At 38.7% G+C, this 26,772-nt stretch carries 23 protein-coding genes, 1 riboswitch and 1 other annotated feature; of the genes, 8 read left to right on the forward strand and 15 right to left on the reverse strand.

Going from position 1 to position 26,772, the window contains the following annotated elements:
- The first annotated feature begins 226 nt into the window (after positions 1-226).
- Genes MHB44_RS16835 through MHB44_RS16845 form a run of 3 tightly spaced genes read left to right on the forward strand, consistent with a single transcriptional unit; the run spans position 227 to position 3,182 of the window.
- Complete coding sequence (locus tag MHB44_RS16835; protein ID WP_341300120.1) at positions 227-724, forward strand: TRAP transporter small permease; 498 nt, start codon at positions 227-229, stop codon at positions 722-724.
- Complete coding sequence (locus tag MHB44_RS16840; RefSeq protein ID WP_341300121.1) at positions 705-1,973, forward strand: TRAP transporter large permease subunit; 1,269 nt, start codon at positions 705-707, stop codon at positions 1,971-1,973. The genes MHB44_RS16835 and MHB44_RS16840 overlap by 20 nt, the downstream gene beginning before the upstream one ends.
- A gap of 12 nt (positions 1,974-1,985) precedes the next feature.
- Complete coding sequence (locus MHB44_RS16845) at positions 1,986-3,182, forward strand: MFS transporter (RefSeq protein WP_341300122.1); 1,197 nt, start codon at positions 1,986-1,988, stop codon at positions 3,180-3,182.
- 111 nt (positions 3,183-3,293) lie between these two features.
- Here MHB44_RS16845 and MHB44_RS16850 read toward each other — a convergent pair whose 3' ends face one another.
- Both MHB44_RS16850 and MHB44_RS16855 read right to left on the reverse strand, forming a co-directional pair.
- The gene (locus MHB44_RS16850) at positions 3,294-4,235 is read right to left on the reverse strand and encodes a hypothetical protein (RefSeq protein WP_341300123.1); all 942 of its coding nucleotides are present in this window, start codon (positions 4,233-4,235) and stop codon (positions 3,294-3,296) included.
- Positions 4,222-4,743 (reverse strand): sigma-70 family RNA polymerase sigma factor, encoded by a 522-nt coding sequence (locus tag MHB44_RS16855; protein ID WP_341300124.1) that lies wholly within the window; start codon positions 4,741-4,743, stop codon positions 4,222-4,224. Before MHB44_RS16855 ends, MHB44_RS16850 begins: the two co-directional genes overlap by 14 nt.
- Before the next feature lie 185 nt (positions 4,744-4,928).
- Between MHB44_RS16855 and MHB44_RS16860 the strand changes: the two genes are divergently transcribed.
- On the forward strand, positions 4,929-6,110 hold the full coding sequence (locus tag MHB44_RS16860) for a nucleoside transporter C-terminal domain-containing protein (RefSeq protein WP_341300125.1): 1,182 nt from the start codon (positions 4,929-4,931) through the stop codon (positions 6,108-6,110).
- Positions 6,111-6,158: 48 nt separating this feature from the next.
- Here the strand turns inward: MHB44_RS16860 and leuS are convergent, their stop codons facing one another.
- From leuS to MHB44_RS16880, 4 genes are all read right to left on the reverse strand, one after another.
- Complete coding sequence (gene leuS, locus MHB44_RS16865) at positions 6,159-8,576, reverse strand: leucine--tRNA ligase (RefSeq protein WP_341300126.1); 2,418 nt, start codon at positions 8,574-8,576, stop codon at positions 6,159-6,161.
- 83 nt (positions 8,577-8,659) lie between these two features.
- Positions 8,660-8,869: a binding site (T-box leader), on the reverse strand.
- A gap of 65 nt (positions 8,870-8,934) precedes the next feature.
- The gene (gene sulP, locus MHB44_RS16870; RefSeq protein ID WP_341300127.1) at positions 8,935-10,677 is read right to left on the reverse strand and encodes a sulfate permease; all 1,743 of its coding nucleotides are present in this window, start codon (positions 10,675-10,677) and stop codon (positions 8,935-8,937) included.
- A gap of 56 nt (positions 10,678-10,733) precedes the next feature.
- Positions 10,734-11,081 (reverse strand): metalloregulator ArsR/SmtB family transcription factor, encoded by a 348-nt coding sequence (locus MHB44_RS16875; protein WP_341300128.1) that lies wholly within the window; start codon positions 11,079-11,081, stop codon positions 10,734-10,736.
- A gap of 219 nt (positions 11,082-11,300) precedes the next feature.
- Positions 11,301-12,479, reverse strand: a complete 1,179-nt coding sequence (locus MHB44_RS16880) for an MFS transporter (protein WP_341300129.1) — start codon at positions 12,477-12,479, stop codon at positions 11,301-11,303.
- Between the two features lie 171 nt (positions 12,480-12,650).
- Here MHB44_RS16880 and MHB44_RS16885 point away from each other — a divergent pair, with 171 nt between their 5' ends.
- Positions 12,651-13,607, forward strand: a complete 957-nt coding sequence (locus tag MHB44_RS16885; protein WP_341300130.1) for a TIGR01212 family radical SAM protein — start codon at positions 12,651-12,653, stop codon at positions 13,605-13,607.
- A complete protein-coding gene (locus MHB44_RS16890) occupies positions 13,604-14,194 on the forward strand; it encodes a class I SAM-dependent methyltransferase (RefSeq protein WP_341300131.1) in 591 nt (196 codons plus the stop codon). Before MHB44_RS16885 ends, MHB44_RS16890 begins: the two co-directional genes overlap by 4 nt.
- An 82-nt stretch (positions 14,195-14,276) precedes the next feature.
- Here MHB44_RS16890 and MHB44_RS16895 read toward each other — a convergent pair whose 3' ends face one another.
- Complete coding sequence (locus tag MHB44_RS16895) at positions 14,277-15,815, reverse strand: alanine/glycine:cation symporter family protein (protein WP_341300132.1); 1,539 nt, start codon at positions 15,813-15,815, stop codon at positions 14,277-14,279.
- A 125-nt stretch (positions 15,816-15,940) separates the two neighbouring features.
- Positions 15,941-16,747: an alpha/beta hydrolase gene (locus MHB44_RS16900; RefSeq protein WP_341300133.1), complete on the reverse strand. Its 807-nt coding sequence runs from the start codon at positions 16,745-16,747 to the stop codon at positions 15,941-15,943.
- A 135-nt stretch (positions 16,748-16,882) separates the two neighbouring features.
- Between MHB44_RS16900 and MHB44_RS16905 the strand changes: the two genes are divergently transcribed.
- Positions 16,883-17,395, forward strand: a complete 513-nt coding sequence (locus MHB44_RS16905; RefSeq protein WP_341300134.1) for a gamma carbonic anhydrase family protein — start codon at positions 16,883-16,885, stop codon at positions 17,393-17,395.
- A gap of 188 nt (positions 17,396-17,583) precedes the next feature.
- Here the strand turns inward: MHB44_RS16905 and metK are convergent, their stop codons facing one another.
- Positions 17,584-18,780, reverse strand: a complete 1,197-nt coding sequence (metK, locus tag MHB44_RS16910; RefSeq protein WP_341300135.1) for a methionine adenosyltransferase — start codon at positions 18,778-18,780, stop codon at positions 17,584-17,586.
- Positions 18,781-19,038: 258 nt separating this feature from the next.
- A riboswitch (SAM riboswitch) is annotated at positions 19,039-19,157 on the reverse strand.
- A 444-nt stretch (positions 19,158-19,601) separates the two neighbouring features.
- On the opposite strand from metK, the gene pckA reads away from it, so the two are divergent.
- Positions 19,602-21,188 (forward strand): phosphoenolpyruvate carboxykinase (ATP), encoded by a 1,587-nt coding sequence (gene pckA / locus MHB44_RS16915; RefSeq protein ID WP_341300136.1) that lies wholly within the window; start codon positions 19,602-19,604, stop codon positions 21,186-21,188.
- 65 nt (positions 21,189-21,253) lie between these two features.
- Here pckA and MHB44_RS16920 read toward each other — a convergent pair whose 3' ends face one another.
- The 6 genes from MHB44_RS16920 to MHB44_RS16945 form a co-directional block, all read right to left on the reverse strand.
- Positions 21,254-22,030, reverse strand: a complete 777-nt coding sequence (locus MHB44_RS16920) for a prolyl oligopeptidase family serine peptidase (RefSeq protein ID WP_341300137.1) — start codon at positions 22,028-22,030, stop codon at positions 21,254-21,256.
- On the reverse strand, positions 22,014-22,481 hold the full coding sequence (locus tag MHB44_RS16925; RefSeq protein ID WP_341300138.1) for an NUDIX domain-containing protein: 468 nt from the start codon (positions 22,479-22,481) through the stop codon (positions 22,014-22,016). Before MHB44_RS16925 ends, MHB44_RS16920 begins: the two co-directional genes overlap by 17 nt.
- A 216-nt stretch (positions 22,482-22,697) precedes the next feature.
- Complete coding sequence (locus tag MHB44_RS16930) at positions 22,698-23,621, reverse strand: aminopeptidase (RefSeq protein WP_341300139.1); 924 nt, start codon at positions 23,619-23,621, stop codon at positions 22,698-22,700.
- Between the two features lie 11 nt (positions 23,622-23,632).
- On the reverse strand, positions 23,633-24,394 hold the full coding sequence (locus tag MHB44_RS16935) for an IclR family transcriptional regulator (protein WP_341300140.1): 762 nt from the start codon (positions 24,392-24,394) through the stop codon (positions 23,633-23,635).
- Between the two features lie 133 nt (positions 24,395-24,527).
- A complete protein-coding gene (locus tag MHB44_RS16940) occupies positions 24,528-25,796 on the reverse strand; it encodes an ArgE/DapE family deacylase (RefSeq protein ID WP_341300141.1) in 1,269 nt (422 codons plus the stop codon).
- Positions 25,789-26,742: a DUF1177 domain-containing protein gene (locus MHB44_RS16945; RefSeq protein ID WP_341300142.1), complete on the reverse strand. Its 954-nt coding sequence runs from the start codon at positions 26,740-26,742 to the stop codon at positions 25,789-25,791. The genes MHB44_RS16940 and MHB44_RS16945 overlap by 8 nt, the downstream gene beginning before the upstream one ends.
- Positions 26,743-26,772 lie beyond the last annotated feature (30 nt).

Here is a 26,772-nt window from a genome sequence, read left to right on the forward strand (position 1 = left end):
TCTAATAATTAAATAGTTTAAATATTAAGAATCTGCTATATTTTCACGGGTAAGCAATAAGGAGGATCAGAACATATAGAAAGCTGATGATCCTTGCTAGGCAGCTATCCTACAAAATCTCTGCAGATTCTTTTTTATAAATCGCTTACATTCATCTTGTATAAACGGGTGCTAAGATATGGCATTAGGGCACCCGTTTTAAACTTTAACTAAAGGAGGCAATACTATGAAAGCCTTATATAAACTCTGGGACTACTTGGAGGAAATCCTCGCTGGTATTTTTTTCGTAGCAGGTATCGTGCTTATTTTTTACGGTGTCCTTATGCGTTACATATTTAATGAACCACAAGCCTGGGTAGAGGAATTAGCTCGTTATGCAATTATTTGGGGTACATTTTTAGGCTTTGGCTTAGCCTTAAAACATAATCATCATATCCAAGTAGATATTTTATATGACAAGTTAAAGCCTTCTATGAAGCGTCTACTAGATTTAGTGGCAACAGGCTTAAGTATCGTTTTTTGTGTTATTTACACCTATTACGGCTTTATTTTAGTTGAAAATCGTTATACATCAGGCATGGTATCACTGGATATTGGTATACCGATGTGGATTGTCTATTTAGTCCTACCGCTTTCAGGTGTTTTATTTTTACTAAGGTTCGTAGAAAGATTAGTGAATATTCTACGAGGAAAGGATGAAGAATATGCTAATCCTCTTACTTAGTTTCTTTTTATTACTATTTTTACGTGTACCAGTCGCGATTAGCTTAGCACTGTCAACTATTTTTGTACTTTTCCAAGTTGACTTTAATATGAATATGGTTCCACAGCGTGTTTTTACAGCTTTGGATTCCTTCCCTATGATGGCGATTCCAGGCTTTGTGCTTGCTGGGGTATTAATGGCACGTGGTGGTATTTCAAAATATCTGATTGAGGCTTTACGTGCATGGATTGGACATCTTCCAGGGGGGCTTGCAGTTGTAACCATTGTTGCCTGTGCTATTTTCGCAGCAATTTCAGGTTCTTCACCTGCTACAGCCGCAGCGATCGGCTCTATTATGATTCCTGCTATGATTTCAGCGGGCTATAAAAAACGTTACTCCATGGGACTTGTGGCTGCTGGCGGTACGTTGGGTATTTTAATTCCACCAAGTGTTCCATTAATTATTTATGGGATTACGTCAGAGCAATCTATCGGTGAATTATTTATGGCTGGGGTTATTCCTGGTTTAGCGCTAACAGGTATTTTAATCATTGCTGCGATCGTTTATGCAAAGCGCAATGGCTTTAAAGGGGATGAACCAGCTACTTGGGAGGAACGTGGTCGTAAATCCTTAAAAGCAATTTGGGGTGCGTTTCTACCATTCTTAATTTTAGGAACGATTTATTCAGGAATTGTGACACCAACTGAATCAGCAGTTATTGCTGTGTTCTATGGTCTTGTCGTCTCCTTATTTATCTATCGTGAAATGAAGCTAAAGGATTTCCGTGAGGTTTTAGTAGAATCTATTAATATTACAGCGATGATTTTCTTAATTATTGGTGCGGCTTCATTATTTGGCTTATATTTAACAAATGCACAAGTACCACAGCAAGTCGGTGCCTGGATTGCTGAAAGTGATATGAATAAATGGATCTTTATGATTATTGTTAACCTGTTATTCTTTGTGATGGGCATGTTCTTGGAGGCTGTTTCGATTATTTTAATCACATTACCAATTCTTCTGCCGATTCTTGCGCATTTCGATATTAATTTAATTCACTTTGCGATTATTATGACAATTAATATGGAATTAGGGATGATTACACCACCAGTAGGGCTAAATCTCTTTGTCGTTAGTGGTATTGCCAAACAAAAACTTGGTGAGGTTGTAAAAGGCGTTATTCCATTTATCATCCTAATGATTGTATTCTTAGCCTTAGTTGTGTTAATTCCACAATTATCACTATGGTTACCAGAGCAAATGAAGTAAGAGAGGTTTCTTATGGAAAATTTCACAAAAGGGTATTCCATGCAAGATCGACAATTTTGGATAATTGTTATGAGCTTAGGAGGAGCCTCGGTGTTTGTCTTTGCAGCAATGTATTCGGTGCAGCCCCTGCTCCCTTTTTTTACAGAGCAATTTCAAATTTCCGTTTCCTATGCAAGTCTAGCCATGTCGATGACGACGCTTTCTATCATTATTGGCTTAATCGTTTTAGGCTTTTTATCTGATCGCTACGGACGTTTACCATTTGTTCGATTTTCCATTCTTTTAACGATTATTCCTTTTCTTTTAATGCCATTAACAGACTCATTTGCGGTTATTATTATTTTACGCTTTATTCAAGGCTTTGCTATTGCAGGTGTTCCCGCAGCAGCACTTGCCTATATTAGTGAAGAAATCCACCCGCAATCAATGGGGCTTGCAACAGCACTATATATTTCTTGCAATGCTCTAGGTGGAACAATTGGACGCTTAATGATGGGCTATCTAACAGAATATAAATCTTGGGAGATAGCCTTTCTCTGTTTAGCCCTTTTTGGAGGCATTATTTTTATTGTAGTATGGTTAACCCTTCCTAAATCAAAAAATTTCGCCATCCAACCTCGTTATATTCGAGAAGATTTACATGGCTTTTGGCTTCATTTAAAAAATCCTTATTTATTGATTCTTTTTGGCTTCGGCATTATTTTGCAATTATCGTTTACAGGGATGTGGTCATTTATCCCCTACTATTTAGTAGCACCACCGTTCTCGCTATCTTTAAAAATGATTTCTTTTATTTTTTTAGCCTATGGTTTAGGTATTGTTGGTTCGCCTATTGCGAATGCCCTTGCCAATAAAGTAGGCATCGCTAAAATTAGAACAGTCGGTGTGCTGTTATTAGTAAGTGGTATTTTATGTACACTCAGCACCTCCCTTACGCTGATTATTGTTGGGCTTTGTATTGCCTGTTTAGGATTTTTTACAACCCATTCCTTAACATCTGCAACAGTGAGTCGGACGGCTAGCCATCAAAAGGGACTTGCTTCAAGCTTATACCTTGTTTCCTATTATATTGGTGTTGCCGCTGGAAGCACCTTACTTAGTCCAATATGGCTGCATTTGAAGTGGCATGGTATCGTCCTCATTACGGTGCTTCTGCCTATTATTTATATCCTATTTTTAAATTACACCTTACACAAAAAGATGCCCTAAAGTCATTTTAAGGCATCTTTTTTGCGTTTTTTTATCCCGTATTTAGGTACTCCTCTATCACCAATCAGTAGGAGACGTGCGAAAACGTCCACTGATTGAGGGTTCACTTTATTACGTCATATATATCAGGAAAATAATAAGCGCAGGTATACCTATTAGAGCCCAAGTAATCGACAGATAATGTCTTTTTTCCTCTCTGCCATAGTAATAATCTATAAAAATAGAGCTAGCCACAGTAATCATAAGGTAGCTACCAATTACTGCTGTATAGAGAAACCAATTGGTTAGTAGCATTATTATTGGCATGACTGTATTACAAATCTTCATTATTCGTGTAGCACGTTGATGTGCGGTATTCACATAGCCCTTTGGTATATTAAATTTTTTCCTTATCCATTTTTCAATCAGCCATGTGCCTAACAGTAAAATAATAAGGAATGTAAAGAAATTGCCCATCGTGAATTCCTTTTTATTTTCATCAATATGGGCTAAAAAAGTAGCTATCTTTTGTGGATCATTGACAAGATAGACAGATTGTTGTGTGTAATCCTTTAGCAGTAATTGTTGATCGTTAACCATAATTTTTAGCTTGACAGCCTGCCCATCCTCAAAGGCTATCCATATATCCATCTTTATAAAGCCAAATTCATCATCCATCTGCATTTGTGTAGCCGTTGCTTGCTGTAATAATGACTGTAGCAGTTCCTTGTCTGCTGTATTGTTAAAAATATCCTGCCCTATGATCCAGCCTGGTTTGCCAGCCTGAAAGGATTCTTCGTTCCGACTGTGAGCTACTGTATACATCGTAATATCTTGCTGCCGTGCCAATTGTATAATGGAAGCCTGCTGCTCGCCCTCTAGTTGATGAAACGGATCTGTTTTGATCAATAAGAAGATCAACATGATTGCCCCCACCATAATAATTGAGTATCGCCATTGTCTTATCGGTTTTTGTTTCTGCTGCACCCGCTTCACAATATCCTGCTGTAGAGATGTTGAAAATCGTGGTGCCTCCCCTAGCTCTTTATCTAACTTATTTTTAAAAGCTGTCATCCTCTAGCACCTCCCATTCTTGTTCATCTAATAGCTCATATAGCATTTTTCTTGCTCGATGCAATCTCGTTTTCACTGTATTTTCTGAGCATGTTAGAATCTCCGCGATTTCTCGAATTTTTAATTCCTGATAATAATAAAGAATCACTACTTCCCTATATGAAATAGGTAGTTGAAACAATGCCAACGTCAATGTTTGTCGTTCATCTATCTCCACTACAGTCATTTCTGGTGTTCGTTTACTTGCCCCGATATGTAATTTTTCCAATAAGATATATCTTTTATTTTTCCAGCTTCGTAGATAATCACGACTTTTATGTACAGTAATTTTTACTAAATAGGTTTTTAAAGATGCCCTTTGTTCAAAGCGTTCCTGCTGACGATAATAGGCAAAAAATACATCCTGTACAATTTCCTCAGCAATCGACCAATCCTTAACATACAAATAAGCCACACGCAAACAATACTCCCCATACTTCTCCATAACGCTCGCTAAATGCTCACTCACACAAACACCTCCTGTTCACTCTATAGTCGTAAGCATTTAACAGTTGGTTTCATAAAAACAAAAAATACTTACTAATTTTGCATAAAACAATCAACATAATATCGCCAAAGCTCCACACAATAAAAAGAGTTTCTATATCGTAATTGAAGCACTTAAAATAATTATCTATATGGATGGAGGAACTTATGAGGTACTTACTATCCCTTTGTGGATTACTACTCGTTTTTGCTTTAGCGCTGTTAGTAAGTAAAAACAAAAAAGAAATAAAATACAAAAATATCGTGCTGATGTTAGTGATCCAATTTCTCTTGGCAGCCCTATTGCTCAATACAACGGTTGGCTATGTACTGATTAAAGCTGTCACCAATGTATTTGACCATTTATTATCCTATGCAAATGCGGGCATTTCCTTTGTTTTTGGAGGCTTAACAAATGAAGGAGAATCACCCTTCTTTCTCACTGTGTTATTACCGATTGTCTTTATATCCGCCTTGATTGGCATTTTGCAGCATTTTAAAATTCTACCGTTCTTTATGAAATGGATTGGCTTCTTGCTCAGTAAAGTCAATGGCATGGGGAAATTGGAGTCCTATAATGCTGTTGCCTCTGCAATGGTGGGACAATCTGAGGTATTTATTACGGTTAAAAAACAATTAGACAAGCTTTCTCCACAGCGTATGTATACATTATGTGCTTCCGCTATGTCAACTGTTTCGATGTCAGTGGTTGGCGCATATATGACCATGATTGAGCCTAAATATGTGGTAACAGCGATTGTACTGAACTTGTTTGGTGGCTTTATTATTGTCTCCATTATTAATCCATATACTGTAGCAGCAAACGAAGATATTTTAACGATTGAGGATGAGCAGAGGCAGGCTTTCTTTCAAATGCTTGGGGAATATATTATGGATGGCTTTAAAGTCGCCATCATTGTGGGTGCAATGCTCATTGGCTTTGTTGCCTTAATGAATTTGATTGATTCCTTATTTGGTATGATTATTGGGTTATCCTTCCAAGAAATATTAGGCTATATCTTTGCACCGATTGCTTTCTTAATGGGGATTCCATGGGCTGACGCTGTGACTGCTGGAGGCATCATGGCAACCAAATTAGTAACCAATGAATTTGTCGCGATGATTAATCTTGGAGAAGTTGCCTCATCCATAAGCGAGCGTACGTTGGGCATTATTTCTGTATTTCTTGTATCCTTTGCCAATTTTTCGTCTATCGGTATTATCGCTGGGGCAGTCAAAGGGCTAAATGAAAGGCAGGGCAATGTTGTTGCGCGCTTCGGCTTAAAATTATTATACGGAGCAACACTTGTTAGTATTTTAACAGCCATTATTGTCGGCTTAATTATTTAAAAAAATATACACCACCGAATATCAATTCAGTGGTGTATATGGATGTCATTATTTAACGACAATATTCACAAGTTTGCCTGGAATCACGATAATTTTCACTAGATGTTTACCTGCCATATATTCTTGTACTTTGCTATCGGCAAGTGCCACCTTTTCAACCTCTTCTTTAGAAGCATCTTTGGCAACAACGATTTTCGCACGTACTTTACCCGCTACTTGAACAGCAATCTCTACTTCATCATCTACCAACTTTGCTTCATCATATGCTGGCCATTGCGCATACGTTAATGTTGTTTCATGACCAAGTAGTTGCCATAGCTCCTCTGCAACATGTGGAGCGATTGGTGCTAGCATTTTCACAAAGCCCTCTGCATAAGCTGTTGGTATAGCATCAGCTTTATAGCAATCATTAATAAAGACCATCATTTGTGAAATTGCTGTGTTAAAGCGGATACCTTCATAATCCTCTGTTACCTTTTTCACTGTTTGGTGGTATGATTTTTCAAGCGTTTGATCGTTAGATGTTTGAATTTTTGCTGACAGTGTACCTGTTTCTTCATTAACAAATAGACGCCAAATACGATCTAAGAAGCGACGCGCCCCGTCTAAGCCGTTTGTAGACCATGCGACAGATGCTTCTAGTGGACCCATAAACATTTCATATAAACGTAATGTATCTGCACCATGCGATGCAATAATTTCATCTGGATTAACAACATTGCCCTTCGATTTAGACATTTTTTCATTGCCCTCACCAAGAATCATTCCTTGGTTAAATAATTTTTGGAATGGCTCTTTTGTATGAACAACACCTAAATCATATAGCACTTTATGCCAGAAGCGAGCGTATAGTAAATGTAGTACCGCATGCTCTGCTCCACCGATATAAATATCCACAGGCAACCAGCGTTTTAGTAGCTCTGGGTCCGCAATGGCTTCTGTGTTTGTTGGGTCGATATAGCGTAAGAAATACCAGCTTGAGCCTGCCCATTGTGGCATTGTATTTGTTTCACGGCGTCCCTTTTTACCTGTTTCAGGGTCTACAACATTCACCCAATCTGCAATATTCGCTAATGGTGACTCACCTGTGCCTGATGGGCGAATGTTATCTGTTTTTGGCAGCATTAACGGCAATTCTGATTCTGGCACTGCTGTTGTTGTGCCGTCCTCCCAATGAATCATTGGAATTGGCTCACCCCAGTAACGCTGACGAGAGAAGAGCCAGTCACGCAGACGATAAGAAATTTTCTTCTCCCCTACACCCTTTTCCTCTAACCATTCAATTGCCTTTGCAATACCATCTGCTTTGTTTAAGCCATTGAGGAATTCTGAGTTAATATGTGGTCCATCACCTGTGAATGCCTCTTTGCTAATATCGCCGCCCTCAAGCACCGCAATAATCTCTAAACCAAATGCTGTCGCAAATTCATAGTCACGCTCATCATGGGCAGGAACCGCCATAATCGCCCCTGTACCATAAGACACTAATACATAGTCAGCAATCCAAATCGGCACTTTTTTTCCGTTAATTGGATTTATAGCATAAGCACCTGTAAATACGCCTGTTTTCTCTTTTGCTAAATCTGTACGCTCTAAATCAGATTTCATTTTGACATTTTCTAAATAAGTCTCAACCGCTTGACGTTGCTCAGCCGTTGTTATTTGTTCTACCAATTTATGTTCAGGAGCAAGTACACAATATGTAGCGCCAAATAATGTATCAGGACGAGTTGTAAATACTGTGAAGCTTTCATCTGTGCCATCAATATTAAATAGTACTTCTGCTCCCTCTGAACGGCCAATCCAGTTGCGCTGCATATCTTTAATAGATTCTGGCCAATCCACTTCCTCCAAATCATCAATTAGACGATCTGCATAAGCCGTAATTTTTAGCATCCATTGCTTCATTGGACGACGCTCTACAGGATGCCCACCACGCTCTGATTTTCCATCAATAACTTCTTCATTAGCCAATACTGTGCCGAGTGCTGGACACCAGTTAACAGCTACTTCATCAATATAGGCTAAGCCTTTTTTATAAAGCTGAATAAAAATCCATTGTGTCCATTTATAATAGCTAGGGTCTGTTGTATTAATTTCACGATCCCAATCATAGCTAAAGCCTAACTCTTGAATTTGACGCTTAAATGTCGCAATATTTTTTGCTGTAAATTCTGCTGGATCATTGCCTGTATCAAGTGCATATTGCTCAGCTGGTAAGCCAAACGCATCCCAGCCCATTGGGTGTAAGACATTATAGCCCTGCATACGTTTAAAGCGAGAAAGGATATCCGTTGCTGTATAGCCCTCTGGATGCCCTACATGAAGTCCTGCACCCGACGGATAAGGAAACATATCTAAGGCATAAAATTTAGGCTTGTCATTCTCATTTTCCGTTTTAAAGGTGTTGTGATCGGCCCAATATCGTTGCCATTTGCTTTCAATTTGTTGATGATTAAAACTCATTCTTTTTCCTCCTTAATAGACGACCTATCATTATAATTGACAAAATATTTAAAAAATAAAAAAACTCGCCCCTTTCTTATGATAGAAGGGACGAGAGAATTGCACTCCCGCGGTACCACCCAAATTAGTGATTACACTCAGCTTAAGCCTCTTTAACGCAGAAGAAAACGGCACATGTTTTTCACATGAGCAGACTCAGAAGGTGAGTTCAATTTGCTTCCCTACTAGCTTTCACCAACCGCTAGCTCTCTAAAAAGAACCTCAAATCTACTATTCCTCATCACTGTCTTTACATGATATTGCATTTATTCTAATGGAAAGTACTAAAAAGTACAAGCCCCTGTTCAGTGGTTATCCACTACTGGATGAGGAATGTCTCTTTTTCTTTATTCTCTGATAAATCAACGCATTCACGGAAAGCAAAATGTTGACAGCCTTGGCATTGATGTGCGTCCAAATATGTTAAAGCTTTTGTAATGGCTTCCCCTGTATGCTGATAAAAATGATGCGCGCCAATTTTATCATAAATTCCCGTACGCAGCAGAGCTAGTTGTAATTCTTCTCGTACACCTGTTACAAAAATCGTACCGCCCTGTGCTGTAAAGTTATCAACAATATTATTAAAATATGCTTCACCAGTGGAATCCATAAAGGGCACTTTCCCCATTCGTAAAATTAACACTTTTGAGTGTTGCTGTATTGAGCTGTTGATGGTTTCTTCAAACATTTGTGCCGCACCAAAGAACAATGGCCCTTCAATCGTATAAATTTTTATTTGTGGGCAATCATGCTGCTGATGAACGACGTGTGGCCGCACCTTCGCACTTTTATTTGAATGGTCTGGTAATACCTTTGTTACAACAAGCTTGTCACTCATACGCTTCGCAAATAATAGTACAGCTAATACAAGTCCTACCTCAACTGCTAATGTAAGGCTCGTAAACACAGTTAATAAAAAGGTAATAAGTAAAACAAGTGAATCTCCTGATTTTAATTTAACAATATGTGCGAAATGATGACGTTCGCTCATATTCCAAGCGACAACCATTAATACAGGCGCCATACTTGCTAAAGGGATATGAGAGGCATAAGGGGCTAATACTAGTAATGTCACTAATACAAAAACACCATGAATAATACCTGACATTGGCGAGACTGCACCTGTTTTAATATTTGTTGCTGTACGTGCAATTGCACCCGTTGCTGGAATTCCTCCAAACAGGGGTGTTACAATATTGGCAATCCCTTGTCCAACGAGCTCACGATTACTATTATGCTTACTATTTGTCATGCCATCTGCTACAACGGCTGATAATAGCGATTCTATACCGCCAAGCATTGCAATAACAAATGCAGGTCCAATCAACTGCTGAATTCGTTCCAGTGTAATATGGGGCATCGCAAAGCTTGGCAATGTACTGGGAATTTGCCCATAGGCAGTGGCAATCGTTGCTACTTGGTCTGAAAATAACACTGTTGCCACAAGCGTTGAAACAATAATACCTGCTAGCGCACCAGGGATCTTTGGAAAAAATTTCGGTGTGATCAAAATCGTTATGAGACAAATCGCAGCCGTTACAATGCTATATATATTAGTAGTGCCAATTTGCTTAAGAATTTCTTGAATATTATTAATCAAATACTCATGTCGCGTGATATTACTCAATCCTAAAAAGTTAGCAATTTGTCCGATAAAAATAATAACCGCTATACCTGCTGTAAAACCAACTGTGACAGGACGAGGAATAAATTTAATTAAGGTTCCTAGCTTAAAAATCCCCATTAAACACAGTAAAACCCCCGCCATTAGCCCAGCTAGTAATAAATCCTCATAGCCATAGGTAAGGACGATTCCTAAAAGAATAGGAACAAACGCCCCTGTTGGTCCACCAATTTGATATTTTGAGCCACCAAAAATAGCAATAAGAATACCTGCAATACAGGCGGTATAAATGCCATATTCAGGCTTCACACCTGATGCAATGGCAAAAGACATCGCAAGTGGAATAGCAACAATCCCCACAATAATTCCCGATAATAAGTCCTTCTTTACATGATGAACGGAATACCCTTCAAAGCGCCCTGTCAACAGTGACTTCATACATAATCTTCCCTTCGACATAATAAGCAAAGCAGTGTTTTTTCATATTATTCGGCTTACGTATTCTCCTCGTCACTTTCATTAATGGTCATTTCCTCTAATCTCGTAATAGTGTTAATTAAATGATTATTAAAAATATCCTTTGCTACACCAAGCAACTCACCGATCATGGGATCACTTAAAGAATAGTAAACTTTTTTACCTTCTTTAACACCATAAACAATATTTTTAGCACGTAATACGCTTAACTGCTGAGAAACAGCGGAGCCCTCTTTATCCAAACAATCCTGAATTTCATTGACACTTTTCTGACCGTCTACTAGTAATTCTAAAATTCTTATTCGTAATGGGTGCGCTAATGCCTTAAAAAAATCTGCCTTAAACTGCTGCAAGCCCTCTCCCACCAAAACCCCTCCATATAACTACATATTCAAATATCTGAATATGTATGATTTTACACTCGTTATTGCTAATTTTCAATAACAAAAAAGCTCTTCTTCAAAACGTGAGCTTACTTGTCTATTTCATTATCTTCTATATAAATAGCAAGCCTGTATTTTGGTGTCAACGCATAAAAAATAAGCAAAAAACGCGTAGTTAAACACCGTTTTTTGCTTTCTACATTAATCTACTCCTATTGCTTCCTTTTTTAAAGGATAGTCATAAATAAGACAGGGGATAATGGCAAACAAGACAATAACGACCAAGATTAGAACAAGTGGGATCATGCCAAATTGGTCTACCATAATACCACCAAATAACGGCCCAATCATGCGCCCTGCTGTTGCTGCGCTATTAATAATTCCCTGATAGAAGCCTTGCCTTCCCTTGGGAGCAAGCTGATTTGCAATCGTTGGTAACGCGGGTGTATAAAACATTTCGCCAAATGTTAACACAACCATTGCTGCACCAAACATTTTAAAATCACTGGCAAAGGCAATCATGCCAAAAGATAAAGCAATGAGGATGACGCCAAATACAAGCTGACGCTTTAAATGATGCTCCCAACGCTTCACAAGCGGGGCAATAAGTGGCTGCCCCATAACAATTAGGAGACCATTAATCGTCCACAGTAAACTATATTGCTTTAATCCTAGCCCTAAATCCTGCGTATAAGATGAAATGGTTGCGCTCCATTGCGAATAAGCTAACCAGCATAATACCGAAGAAGAGCTGATTATTAATAGTGCATAGAACGGTGCCTTGTTAATGATGCGTTTGCTTTCACTAACAACATTCTTTGGTGCGATACTGCCTACCTCTAACCGTTTAAATGTAAATAAGGCAATAAAAAAGAACAAAATATACATACCTAAGTTGACCTTAAAAACATAGTCAAATTGATAATCAGCAACCACACCTGCGAGTGCAGGTCCTACTGCAACGCCAACATTTTGAGCCAAATAGATCGCATTAAATGCCTTGCGTCCCCCTTCCGGCCAGGCTGTACCTGCTAATGCAAACATCCCAGGGAAAACGATGCCCCCACTAAAGCCGAGTATTGCTAAAAACCATACATAATGTGGCCAACCATGCCAGACGGTTAAGCCGATTAAAGATGCTATTGTTAAAAGAATGCCAAGCATGATGGATTTATAGCCACCAATTCTATCAAATAAATAGCCGCCTAATAGATTACCCAATACACCAGCCGCAGAATTTAGCATTAAAACGAAGCCTGCCATCGCAAGAGACTTCCCTAAATAATCATGCATATAAATGGCATTTAAAGGCCATAAAAATGAGTTGCCTGTTGTGTTTACAAGCATTCCAATAATTAAAAACCAAACACTCTTTGGCATACAATGACCTCCATTATTTCGCTTCTCTAAATAGTTAGTGTATGCTGAAATCGTTAAAAGTACAAGAAAAATAAGATTACCTTTTTACAAGTATTTATATAGAAGTCTTGCCTTTCCTCATGACGGAACGACATGCTCATGATAAAATAAGGCGTTAGAGGAGTGAAATAAATGACAGAAATCAATTTTCCTTTTCCTTCTGAGGGGAAAAGATACTATACATGGAATCGTTATTTGCGCGACCAATTTGGTCATAAGGTATTTAAAGTAGCATTAGATGCGGGCTTTGACTGTCCAAATCGTGATGGCACAGTTGCTTTTGGGGGCTGTACATTTTGCAGTGCAGCAGGCTCTGGCGATTTTGCAGGCAATAAGGTAGATCCCATCGATGTGCAATTTGCTGAAATTCGAGATAAAATGCATCAGAAATGGAAAGATGGTAAATATATGGCCTACTTTCAAGCCTATACAAATACACATGCGCCACTACCTGTATTAAAGGAAAAATTCGAGGCCGCCTTAGCACAAGACGGTGTTATAGGATTATCCATTGCTACTCGCCCTGATTGTTTACCAGATGATGTCGTTGAATATTTAGCGGAATTAAACGAGCGCACATATTTATGGATTGAGCTTGGTCTTCAAACAGTCCATGAAAAAACAGCGAATCTTATTAATCGCGCACATGATTTTGCAACCTATGTAGAAGGGGTTGACAAGCTACGGAAACATGGGATTCGTGTTTGCTCTCATATTATTAATGGTCTACCTCTCGAGGACTATGACATGATGATGGAAACCGCAAGAGCCGTAGCCAAACTAGATGTCCAAGGGATTAAAATTCACTTGCTTCATTTATTAAAAGGAACGCCAATGGTTAAGCAATATGAAAAAGGGATGCTAGAATTTTTAGATCAGGATGTTTATACAAAGCTTGTAGCTGACCAACTAGAAATCCTACCACCTGATATGGTGATCCATCGTATTACAGGGGATGGACCAATCGATTTAATGATTGGACCGATGTGGAGCGTTAATAAGTGGGAAGTATTAAATGGTATTGATGCCGAGTTAGAACGTCGTGGTAGCTGGCAGGGAAAATTTCACCAAGCTGAGGTTGTAAAATGAAACTACAACGCGTTTTACAATATGCACAGCAGCTATTAAAAGATAGTGTGCAAGAGGGGGATACAGTGGTAGATGCCACTGCTGGCAATGGTCATGATACACTATTTTTAGCACAGCTTGTTGGAGATTATGGGCAGGTTTATGCCTTTGATATTCAAAAGGAGGCAGTCGATACAACCCTTCTTCGTCTTTTAGATCATGGCTTAGAGCATCGAGCACTTGTACTAAATAAAGGCCATGAGGAAGTCGCCAGCTTTGTCCATAAGCCCGTAGCTGCGGCCATTTTTAATCTTGGCTACCTACCTGGCAGTAACCATACTATTATTACAAAGCCAACAACCACTCTGCAAGCACTACAAGATTTACTAAGGCTCTTAAAAGTTGGCGGCTTAATTGTGCTTGTGATTTATCATGGGCATCCTGGCGGTAAAGAGGAACGAGATATGGTCATGGACTATGTTCGTCAGCTTCCACAAAAATATATACATGTCTTAAAATATGAATTTCTTAATCAGCAAAATGACCCGCCTTTTGTCATTGCCTTAGAAAAAGTGAAAGAATATCCGAAGCCTGAAATCGTTCAATGATTTCAGGCTTTTATTTCGATAAATGTTATAAAAAAGCTATCTATTAGCATTGTGTGAACTAATAGATAGCTTTTTAGATTAATTATTTATTTTTGCGCTTTTCATTATAATCCACCCAGAAATCTGCACCTTTGATGCCTAGCTTACGAGGATCAAAGACAGGATCTTTGCCTTCTTTTTTCTGCTTCTCGTAATCTTTTAAAGCAACGATGGCTGGTTTCATGACAATTAAAATTCCGATCACATTGGTCCAAACCATTAAGCCAAGACCTACATCTCCCATAGCCCATGCTAAATCAGATGTACGGATTGTACCATAGAAAGCTGCTACTAAAATAGCAATCTTTGCAAGCCAAATACCTATTTTTTCAGCAGAGCCTGATAAGAGGTAGGCAACATTTGTTTCTGCAATATAATAATAAGCCATGATGGTTGTAAAGGCAAAGAAGAATAATGCCACCGCTACGAATGGACCTCCAAATCCTGGTAGTGCATCATCTACAGCATATTGTGTATAAGCTGCACCCTCTTTGATTGATTGTGCAAAGGAAATTTGTGCATCGCCTGAATACTCATCTTTACCAAACTCACCTGTGAAAATCGTTGGATAAACTTCATATTCCTTTGCATCATGCTCCACAACAATTTTATCTGCCTTTTCATCATGGACATTGTACATTCCAGTAAATAAAATCATAAATGCTGTTGCCGAACAAATTAATAATGTATCGATATATACAGAAGCCGCTTGTACAATCCCTTGTTTTGCAGGATGTGATACTTCTGCTGCCGCTGCAGGGTGAGCCCCTGTTCCTTGACCTGCCTCATTTGAGTAAATACCACGTTTTACACCCCATGCAATAGCAGAGCCAATAATTCCCCCAAAGATTTCTTGTGCACCAAAAGCGCTTGAGAAAATTAATGCAATAACAGATGGAATTTCCGAAATGTTCATCGCAATGATAATAATCGCCATAATTATATAGGCTGCAGCCATAAATGGTACGATAACTTGTGCAGCATTCGCAATTGATTTAACCCCACCGATAATAATAGCACCTAATAACACAACAATAATAACACCTGTAATCCAAGGCGCTAAACCAAAAGCATTTTCCACAGCCACTGAAATGGCGTTTGACTGTACACCAGGCATTAAGATTAGCATTGCGATGACTGCTACAACCGCAAATAAAACCCCAAACCATTTTTGACCTGTACCTTTTTCGAGATAAAAGGCTGGTCCACCACGATATTCAGTATCTTTCTCTTCTTTATAAATCTGTGCTAATGTGGACTCTACATAAGCTGTTGCCGCACCAATAAAAGCGATCGCCCACATCCAAAAGACTGCACCAGGACCGCCCATTCCGATTGCTGTTGCCGTACCAGCAATATTACCTGTACCTACACGGCCTGATAAAGCGATAGACATCGCCTGGAAGGATGAAATCCCTTTTTCTGATTTTTCACCTTTAAACATTAAGACAAACATATCCTTAATATGCCGAACTTGCAGAAACTTGGTGATAACAGAGAAAAAAAGACCAATTAATAGGATTCCGTAAATAAACCACGGACCCCATAAAATATCATTTAACTTCCCAACAATTACTTCCATATTACTCCCCCAATTCAAATATTATTACTTTGAATCATTATAGTATTACAATTTTCCGAAAATTGCAATATTATATTCAAGTAACAATATTTAAGTAGATATGGTAGTAAATAGCATGTTTAAAGTTACTTAATGATATAACCAATTCTTCGAAGACCATTGTTAAGGAAATCACGCGTATACATAAAAATTTCATCACGCTCTACTTCATGAAATAAATTATGATAACAATTTTCCCATTCTTTAAACTGAAATTCTGTAAATGCTTGCTGATGAAGCCAATTTCGTGTTTGGCGTGTTTCTGTAATGCTATCCTTTGCTGCCGTCATCATTAGTATAGGTACATTAGGAAATTCTTCCTTTGGCATAAACACTAAATTTCGCATCATTTGCTGTAGCTCACGATACCATTTCACTGTGACAACTGATGTAAAGGGTCTTTCATCCTTCATTTCTTCTCTTCCTTCAACATGACGCGTTAGTTTTTCAAATGTAATCGGATGCGTCATCTTTATATTGGCTGTTATGGTACTTAAGCTTGTTAAAGCATTCGTTAATTTACCTGGTAATAGCTTTAACTGTAGCCAAGGCGATGTTAAGATAAGACCAGCACATTCATACTGCTTTTTATGCATGGTATGAAGAATTAATGTTGCTCCAAGCCCATGTCCAATTAAAAAGGTTGGTAAATTATATGAAAAAGCATTTTCAATTAAATTCCTTGTATACTTATTGTACAATTTAAAATCCTCATCATGGACACGACCAAATCCTGTATTTACCCCATGATTCGGTAAATCTCCCATGACTATGTGGAAGCCTTCCATTCTTAGTTTTTCTATAAGCCATGCATACCAACGGTGATTCTCATAAGCACCGTGAAGAATAGCAATCACAGCCTTTGCTTGTCCATCAGCTTCCCATTTCCACATTCACATAGTCCTCCTAAAAAATAATTACATAATGATTATATCGACATCCATGGTACTTTTTAATTTTATATTTTCATAAAGATGTGTATTTGATACGATAATACTACATCTATAGAAAGAAAAGAGGCGATTTTCATGATTTATCCATTTAAAGATAAAATGCCAAAGATCGATCCATCTGTTTTTATTGCTGATTACGCAACAATTACTGGTGATGTAACTATTGGTGCTGAGACAACCGTGTGGTTTAATACGGTCATTCGAGGCGATGTATCCCCTACTATTATTGGCAAACGCGTAAGCATCCAAGACTTATGCTGCTTACATCAAAGTCCAAAATATCCGTTAATTATTGAGGACGAGGTAACGGTAGGACATCAAGTGACTTTACATAGCTGTACAATTCGAAAAAATGCCTTAATTGGCATGGGCTCTATTATATTGGACGGAGCAGAGATTGGAGAGGGTGCATTTATTGGAGCAGGAAGCTTAGTGCCTCCTGGTAAAGTCATTCCTCCAAATAGCTTAGCATTAGGTCGTCCAGCAAAGGTTGTACGTGAATTAAATGCTGAAGATAAAGAGGATATGGAGCGCATCGTACGTGAATATGCTGAAAAGGGCCAATACTATAAATCCCTTCAAAAGTAAAAGTGTAAATACTGATTATCAAAAAATGGGTTAATGATTAAAATTAGGATGAAGTAGGTTAAACTCTTAAAAAGCGCGAGAAACCCAATGGTAACATTGGTTTCTTGCGCTTTTTTAAGCTAGTCCATTTTTCAATTATAGTATCTTACAATAACTTTATAATTACTTTATCGCTTTAGCTCAATAGTTTATAAACGTGCTTTTTCTCGCAGTGCATCGGCTTTATTTGTTTGCTCCCATGGTACCTGTAAATCTGTACGACCAAAGTGACCATATGCCGCAGTTTGCTTATAAATCGGACGACGAAGGTCAAGCATTTTAATAATACCTGCTGGACGTAAATCAAATAGCTCACGTACCCACTCCACAATCTCGCTTTCTGTTACTTTTCCTGTACCGAATGTATCAACAGCAATGGAAACAGGCTGAGCAACACCAATTGCATAAGCAAGCTGTACCTCAGCGCGCTCTGCTAAGCCTGCTGCTACGATATTCTTCGCTACATAACGAGCTGCATACGCTGCTGAACGGTCTACCTTTGTTGCATCCTTACCAGAGAATGCACCGCCACCATGACGCGCATAGCCACCGTATGTATCAACGATGATTTTACGTCCTGTTAAGCCAGCGTCTCCCTTAGGTCCACCGATCACGAAACGACCAGTTGGGTTGATGAAATATTTTGTGTTCGCATCTAATAACTGACTTGGTACAACTGGTGCAATAACAAATTCTTTTAAATCGGCTTGAATCTGCTCTAATGTTACCTCTTCATCATGCTGCGTTGAAATAACAATTGTGTCAACACGTACAGGTATATTATGCTCATCGTACTCTACTGTTACTTGTGTTTTACCATCAGGACGTAAATAAGCAAGCTCACCAGACTTACGCACCGCTGTTAAACGGCGTGCTAATTTATGTGCTAGGCTAATTGGTAAGGGCATTAGCTCTGGTGTTTCATTACATGCATAGCCAAACATTAAGCCTTGGTCACCTGCACCAATTGCTTCGATATCTGCATCTGTCATAGAGCCTTCACGTGCCTCTAATGCTTGGTCAACACCTTGTGCAATATCAGGTGATTGCTCACCTATCGCCACAAGCACTGCTAAGTTTTCTGCATCAAAGCCATATTTACCACGTGTATAGCCGATTTCTGCTACAGTATCACGAACAATACCTTTAATATCGACATACGTAGAAGTCGTAATTTCCCCTGCCACTAAGACTAAACCTGTTGTGACTGTTGTTTCACACGCTACACGTGCATTTGGATCTTCTGTTAAAATAGCATCTAAAATAGCATCCGAGATTTGGTCACAAATTTTATCTGGATGTCCCTCTGTTACACTTTCTGATGTAAACAATCGACGGTTTGTCATTTAGTTTTCCTCCTATTTACTTTTACAAAAGTATTGGTGTATGAATACGGTACTCATTACCCATGTCAAGTCCGCTCCGAAGGATTGAACTCTCAAGCCGTTACTGCTGCTTTTAACACGAGGGTTTCGAAAGATCCGTCATTATAATAAGGAAAGAACTATAGAGGCAGCCCTTTACATTGATTTTTAACAATAAAAAAAATCCTTTTCTCACGTTGTTTTACATGAGGAAAGGACTAATGACTACGCAACCTTTCACTCTTATCGTTCAAGGGTATGCCCCTTGCATCAGGTTGGCACCAACGCATGTCGTGAAATAGTTCATGCAGGTTGCCGGGTTTCACAGGGCCTGACCCTCCACCAGCTCGGGATAAGAGTATCCGTTCAATAACTCATGTTACTGAAAAGGTCGACTATTGTCAAATATTTTCTAATACGTGACTATTGTTTATTATTTTCCGCAATTACACAGTTCCACACTTCTGCATGTAATGTTTTTGACATAAAAAGAATATTATTATCATAAAACCCTTTAAATTTGGATGATGATGGAAATAAAAGCAAATTCAACCCTACAATATTTCTTACTCAGTGTGTTAACATATGTGTGACCCTATTTTCAAAATAAATTACAGTAGGATTGAATGAATTCTACTCGAAAAACATTATTTTTTGTCAGTTTATTGAAAAGTAATAAAAACTCGAAAATAATTTCTTAATTAGTATAGATTATTTAGGTAATTGTGTTATACTATTTTTGAAATTAAGAAAAAATCCCTCAGAATCAAGGGAATATTATAAAAAAGGATGGTATTTAATCGATGAATTCAGTAGAAATTGCAAATGAACTGAAGGAATTATTAAACGGTGGCAATGTTCAAGTTCAACTTTCAGTACCACAATTAGCAGAAAAGGCTACATCTCGTGGTGAAGCAATGTTAACGGTAGATGGCGCAGTTCGTGCAGAAACTGGCAAATACACTGGTCGTTCACCTAAAGATAAATATACAGTAGAAGAGGAAAGTACAAAAGATCAAATTGACTGGGGAAAAGTCAACCAACCAATTTCTTCTGAGGTGTTCGATAATTTATATGTGAAAGTCATCAAATATTTAAAAGAACGTGACGAATTATTTGTATTCAAGGGCTTTGCAGGTGCTGACAAAGATTCACAATTAAGTATTCAAGTTATCAATGAATATGCTTGGCACAATCTGTTCGCTCATCAATTATTTATCCGTCCAACTGAAGAGGAGTTAGCTTCTCATGTTGCAGAGTTCACTGTTGTCTCAGCACCTAGCTTTAAAGCAGACCCTGCGATTGATGGGACAGCTTCTGAAACATTTATCATCGTATCGCTTGAAAAGAAAGTTATCTTAATCGGTGGTACTGAATATGCCGGTGAGATGAAAAAATCTATTTTCGGTATTATGAACTACTTATTACCACAACAAGGTATTCTTTCTATGCATTGTTCAGCAAACGTTGGGGAAGCTGGCGATGTAGCATTATTCTTCGGTCTATCTGGTACTGGTAAAACAACATTATCTGCTGATCCGGAACGCAAACTAATCGGTGACGATGAGCACGGCTGGTCTGATAATGGCGTCTTCAACATTGAAGGTGGTTGCTATGCAAAAACAATCAATCTTTCTGCTGAAAAGGAACCAGAAATCTACAATGCCATTCGCTTCGGTTCAGTTTTAGAAAATGTAATCGTTGATCCAGAAACACGTGTTTGTAACTATGATGATGGTTCATTAACAGAAAATACGCGTGTGGCTTATCCAATCCAATACATTGACAATATTGTTGACCCATCTGTTGCAGGTCATCCACAAACAATTATCTTCCTAACAGCGGATGCATTTGGTGTATTACCACCAATCAGTAAATTAACAAAAGAGCAAGCAATGTATCACTTCCTAAGTGGCTTCACATCTAAACTTGCTGGTACAGAACGTGGTGTAACAGAGCCAGAACCAGTATTCTCTACTTGCTTTGGTTCACCATTCCTACCACTTCCAGCAACAGTGTATGCTGAAATGTTAGGGGAAAAAATTGATAAGCACGGTGCGCAAGTATTCCTTGTAAACACTGGCTGGACTGGCGGCGAGTATGGTACAGGTAGCCGTATGAAGCTTTCTTATACACGTACAATGGTACGCGCTGCTATTGATGGTAAATTAGCAAATGTTGAAACAACACAAGATACTGTATTTGGTTTACATATTCCAACAGCTGTTGAAGGTGTACCATCAGAAGTATTAAATCCACGTGAAGCTTGGGCAGATAAAGCAGCATATGATGCAAAAGCTGCTGAACTTGCAGGTCTATTCAACGAAAACTTTAAGAAATTCTCAGATGTTTCGGAAGCCATCACTAAACTTGGTGGTCCATTACAATAATAACTAACAAAAAAGACAAAGAGAATGAATCGTTCTCTTTGTCTTTTTCATTTTTACAGCCATTGCTATTGTTGCTTCATCCATTGGCATAGAGCACGAACCGTTTCTCGGTTTTTGGCAGGTGGATATTGATGGGCATAATCCTGTTCATACCACGTTTCATAAGTTTTATTGGCATCCTCTAAGAAAAATGCAAGCTGTCTAGCATGCTCGATATCTACATTTTCATCACGATAGCCATGAATAATCAAAACTGGCGCTGTAATATGCTCTATCTCAAATAAGGGTGTTCTGGCATCATATGCTTCTGGTACACGATTAGGTGTCCCTCCAATAACGCGCTTCATCATGCGCCGCATATCTGTACGTTCCCAATAGGTGGCTGTTGCATCTGAAACACCAGCCCATGTCACAACAGAGGTAATATCCTTTCGTAAAATGGCTGTCCAAAGTGCCATAATGCCTCCACGCGAAAAGCCAAAAACGTGGATATGATCATTACAAAATTGCTTTAAAACATCTACTGCATAAACCGCATCATAACGGTCTGCGCCTGCAAATTCATCTCGACCTTCCCCACCTCGATTACCACGGTAATATGGGGCAAAAACAACAAACCCCTGTGCTGCAAATTGGGCAATACGGGAAGCTCTTACCATGCCAATACTTTGCATGCCTCCTCTTAAATATAAAAAGCCATCATATGTACCTTCTGCCTTAGGCTCAGCTAACAAGCCTTTGATACGCAAACCCTGTGACAAATATGTAACTTCAAATAAACGTATGGCTGGATTTGGTGAGGGATAGGCACGCTTGGCAACGATTTCACCATTGTTTGTCACGACGTTTCAACTCCTCCAGCATTCTTTTCATTCCTTCATCTTTCATATGAAAGCTTAAGTTCGGATGATTCACAAACTCTTCATCAGCAAGCCAAAGCATGCCTGCTGTTTCTAAATCAAATTCAATCTGCTCCTGTCCTGCAAACTGTGCTGTAAAAACTGTTTTACAAAATAATACCTTATCATGAACAGCATATTCTGCAAACCATTGAAGATTTTTTACATGGACACCTGTCTCTTCAAATACCTCTCGAATAGCTGCCTGCTCTACTGTTTCCCCTTCCTCTAATTTCCCCCCCGGGACTTCTATACCACGATGCTTATGAATAGTGCAGAGCCATTTATTTTCATGCTTTAAAAAAACGAGGACATGTTTGGGCTCTATTTCAAATTCACCTCTCGTAAAACTCAAATCTACTTGTAAACCATGTAAATCGGTAAATGTTAGCATATCTTTTACCTCACATTCTTTTATGATACATAACAGCCGCAATTCTCTTATTAATTGCTTCTATTTTATGGACAATGCCTAGCCTTAATTCCTATTTGGATGGCAAATCGTTTACTTCCTCTAGTTAACTATAGTGTAATTTTACAGAGACAAGCAACTTTAAACTACAGTCAAGTAAAGCAAAAAAGCGTGCTTCATCTGAAGACACGCTTTTACTTACAGCACTTGCTGACCATCAAAATAAACAATTGGGCTTTTTACAACACAATCAATATGAACATCTGCTGCATTTGCTCCACCAAAAGGTACATTACTGCCAAATGCTATATGGATCGTACCATATACTTTCTCATCCTCTAGTACATTACCGCATAGGATAGCACTTTTGTTGGCTCCGATGCCAAACTCTGCAATGATTCTGCCATTCCCTTCACCAAGTAACGCCAGTAATTGTGGACCATCAGAACCAATTGCCTCTTCTAGGCGACCGTTACGTATTTTTAACAATAGCGGCTCCTTCAAAACGCCGATATTGGCGATTGAACCATCTACTAAAATCTCTCCATTGGCAGACGTTTCTATAGGGGCAACGTAAGATTCTCCAGAAGGAATATTACCGTGCTCACCAGCTTGACGAATAACACCTGTTGAACGAATTCCTAAACGGTTTTCTACACTAAATGTTAACTCATACCCATCCTTGACAATGCGAATATCTTTTGCCGCATCAAGTAAATGAACATATTTTTCTACCATTGCTTCAATCTCCTGTGCATCCGCATGAAGGGCGCCTTGCTCTAGCATCTCCATTGTCACACCTGGCATTGTTGCGACACGTCCACCTTTTTCACAGGCATTTTTACGAGCCAGCGTATGTGTTAAGGAGTGAGAGGTAATACAAAGTGCAACATCAGCATTTGCCATCAGCTCAGACACTGGATGGATTGGCTCCTGTCCAGATTTCTCTAATAGGGGCATCACCATCAACATTGTATTTGCTGTAATCGATAGCCCAGCTTCATAAAAGATTTTCGCAATGTCTTGTTTGTGACTATCTGTCAAAATTAATAGTGACTCTGACGCTTGAACATTTAAATTGCCTTTTAAAATATTGAGTGCAATATCATATAAATGCTGCATAATCGGGCTCCTTAATTAAAATTCAAATGATATCTACGGATAATTCCTTCTATTTCATTTCTAGCTTCTGTTAATGATCCTAAAAACTCTGGTACACGTTGTTCTGTAAAACGATAGATAGGCCCAGACACAGTAATAGAGGCTACAACTTGTTCTTCACTATTAAATATCGGCATCGCAAGTGCTAACACATCAACAGAATATTCACTATTACTAAGTGCATAGCCACAATTACGAATTTTCTCAAGCTCAGCACGTATTTCTGTTGCGTCTGTCATCGTATTACTAGTATAAGCAGTTAAAGGCTTGTCAATAACCTTTGAAATTTGCTCTTCGCTTAAAAAGGCAAGCATCGAACGGTAAGAAGCCCCTACATACAGTGGGGAACGACTCCCTCTTGAAACAGTAAATTTAACCTTATTGATAGGCTCTGCTTTCAATAAAGTTAACGCTTCCAGTCCATTTAAAACTGTTAAAATAGCCGTTTCACCAGTTGTATCTTTTAGCTTCTCAAGAGCAGGCATACAAAGCTGATCGATATTTAATGAATCATACATATTCATACCAATTTCCCATAATGCAATGCCGAGTGAATATTTTTTTGTAACAGGGTCCTTTGTAATAAATCCATTATTTTCGAAGGTTTCCAGAATGCGATATAGATTTGTATGATTCATGTTCATTGCCATCGCTAGCTCTCGTCCACCCCATATAGGCTTTTCCTTTGTAAACATTTTTAAAACTGCAATTGATAAATTTAACGTCTTTAGCATATCTCTCATCCTTCTGATCTATTTATCTGTACAAACGGCTGCAAATCTCTCTTTTAAGGGGGAAATAATCGACAGATTTAGCAGCCGTCAGCACCTGATATCACTTTATCAAAAGTAAGAGAGTAGCTGTCTCTTACTTTTGATATAGGAAATCAATAGCAGCAGTAATATATACTTTTGCACAGCGTACGATATCCTCAACACGGACTTTTTCGTTATAACCATGAATACTTGGTAAATAAGCGGGACCATATTGTAAGACAGGAATATCATATTGTCTGAAGTGCCGAGCATCGCTGCTTGCCCATTGCATAACACCATATGCCTCTTGTCCTGTTACAAAAGAAATATTTTCCACTATCGATTGGCATACAGGGTTGTCAGCAGGCGTATAATTAGCTACACTTTTGAAGCCAAAACGTTGGATCGAATAATCAATTTCCAAGGCATCTAATTTATTTTTCAGGATTTCTGTTACTTCCTCTTGTGTAACACCAAATGGTAAGCGACAATCGACCTGCACCTTACAATAATCTGGAATAACGTTAGACTTCGTACCTCCCTCAATTGTACCAATATTTACAGTAATTTTCTCTAAAACTTCTTGATATTTCAAGCGATCTTTTTCCACTTCACGCATGTATTTCTTTGACACCTTGATAAGTGGCTGTACCTCCTCTGGGATGGTAATTTCTATATCCCAGAGTGTACGAATCTCTTGAATAGCTCGAATAGCATCGACAATAGCATTACGTCCAGCCAATGGTGAGAGACTTCCATGTCCAGGTTCCCCACGTACCTCTAATTCAAACCAGTAAGAACCCTTTTGTCCAATTGTTGGATTTAATGGTGAAGAAGGCTCTGCGATTAAGCAACCATCACCCTTTACTAATTTTCGCTCTAATAGCCAAGGAACACCAAATTCGCCACCTGTTTCTTCATCGGGGACAATTGCTAATGTTAATTTTCCTGGCAATTCAATATTTAATTTCTTCAGTAGCTTTGTAGCAAAAATAATACCTGCTAAACCAGCTTTCATATCACTCGCCCCGCGGCCAAGCATCCAGCCATCCTTGACTTCACCTGAGAATGGATCAAAATCCCACTTCGATAAATCACCAACAGGTACAACATCTGTATGTCCACAATAAACGAGCTCTTTTCCTTCACCATTTCCAATAGAAGCTACTAAGTTATACATTTTATCTGCAGCTTCATATTTTTCATACGTAATGCCTACTTCGCTTAAATAGTTTTCAATAAAAGCCGTAATTTCAGTTGTATCTCCCGGAGGATTAACACTTGGAATTTGAATTAGCTTTGCACAAAATTCAATTAATTCATCTTGATGTTGTTCAACTGCTTCAATCAATTGCTCTTTCAGTGCTTGTAAATCATTCATGTGCCTGTACCTCATTTCCCTTTGTTTGTAAGTGGCTCATGCTGCCATATAATTTCTTCATATGTGTAAATTGCTGTTCATCAAAGAATGAGCATTTATAAGCACCATAAGTTTTAGCTACTTCTAAGACAAATCGCACAACACCTTCTACATCTGTAATATGTGTCGCACCTGTTGCACAGCCCGCTACTACAGATTCTGTTGTAATGGCAACACCAACAACAGGACTTGTCGTTGCAACAGCTGGTTGTAAAATACTATTAATATGGAATAAACCATTCCCATACGGTGTAATATCCTGCGTGGTAATGGGCATCACAACAGGAGAAATTCCAGCGGATTGCGTATAGACATGCAGTAAATCATCACTAACTTTTAATATATAGCCCTCTTTAACAGTTGGGGTAATGGCAAACCCTTTATGGTTACATACTTGATTGCCCTTCGTTGTATCAATCGAAAGAATAGCATCCATTGTGTTATCCACTTCATTTTCATTCATCACACTAATGTCTACGGGCGAGTTCATAAATGGCACTGGCTCATGTGGTAGGGTTGGTGCTGTTGGACAAATATGTGTCGTAAAAATAACATCGCCCTCTAGTTGATCGCCTTTTAATGCCATATCAAGTGCTTTGGCAGCACCAGCCATACATGCTAATGCACCATCTCCATCCGATACAAAGCCTGTCATTTCAGGACGCGCTCCAATACCACCTAAACGGCCAATTATCCCTAAAGTTGGCGCATTTCCTCCTGAGGATTTCCCGTTCTTTCCTTTTAGAAACACGCGAACAAAATCCGTTGAGCCACTTTCACCTTGAATCGTTTTTACCTCTATATTTGCTGCTGGATCAATAGTGTGTAAATATTCTTTGATAGCCTCTCCGTTCACATAGATACTATCCATTAACTCGTATAATTCCATAACATGCTTCAATGACATAATCAATTCGCTCCCTTTTCTGCTTCAATA

The organism is Lysinibacillus sp. FSL H8-0500, assembly GCF_038051955.1.
GTDB classification, from domain to species: Bacteria; Bacillota; Bacilli; order Bacillales_A; family Planococcaceae; genus Lysinibacillus; species Lysinibacillus macroides.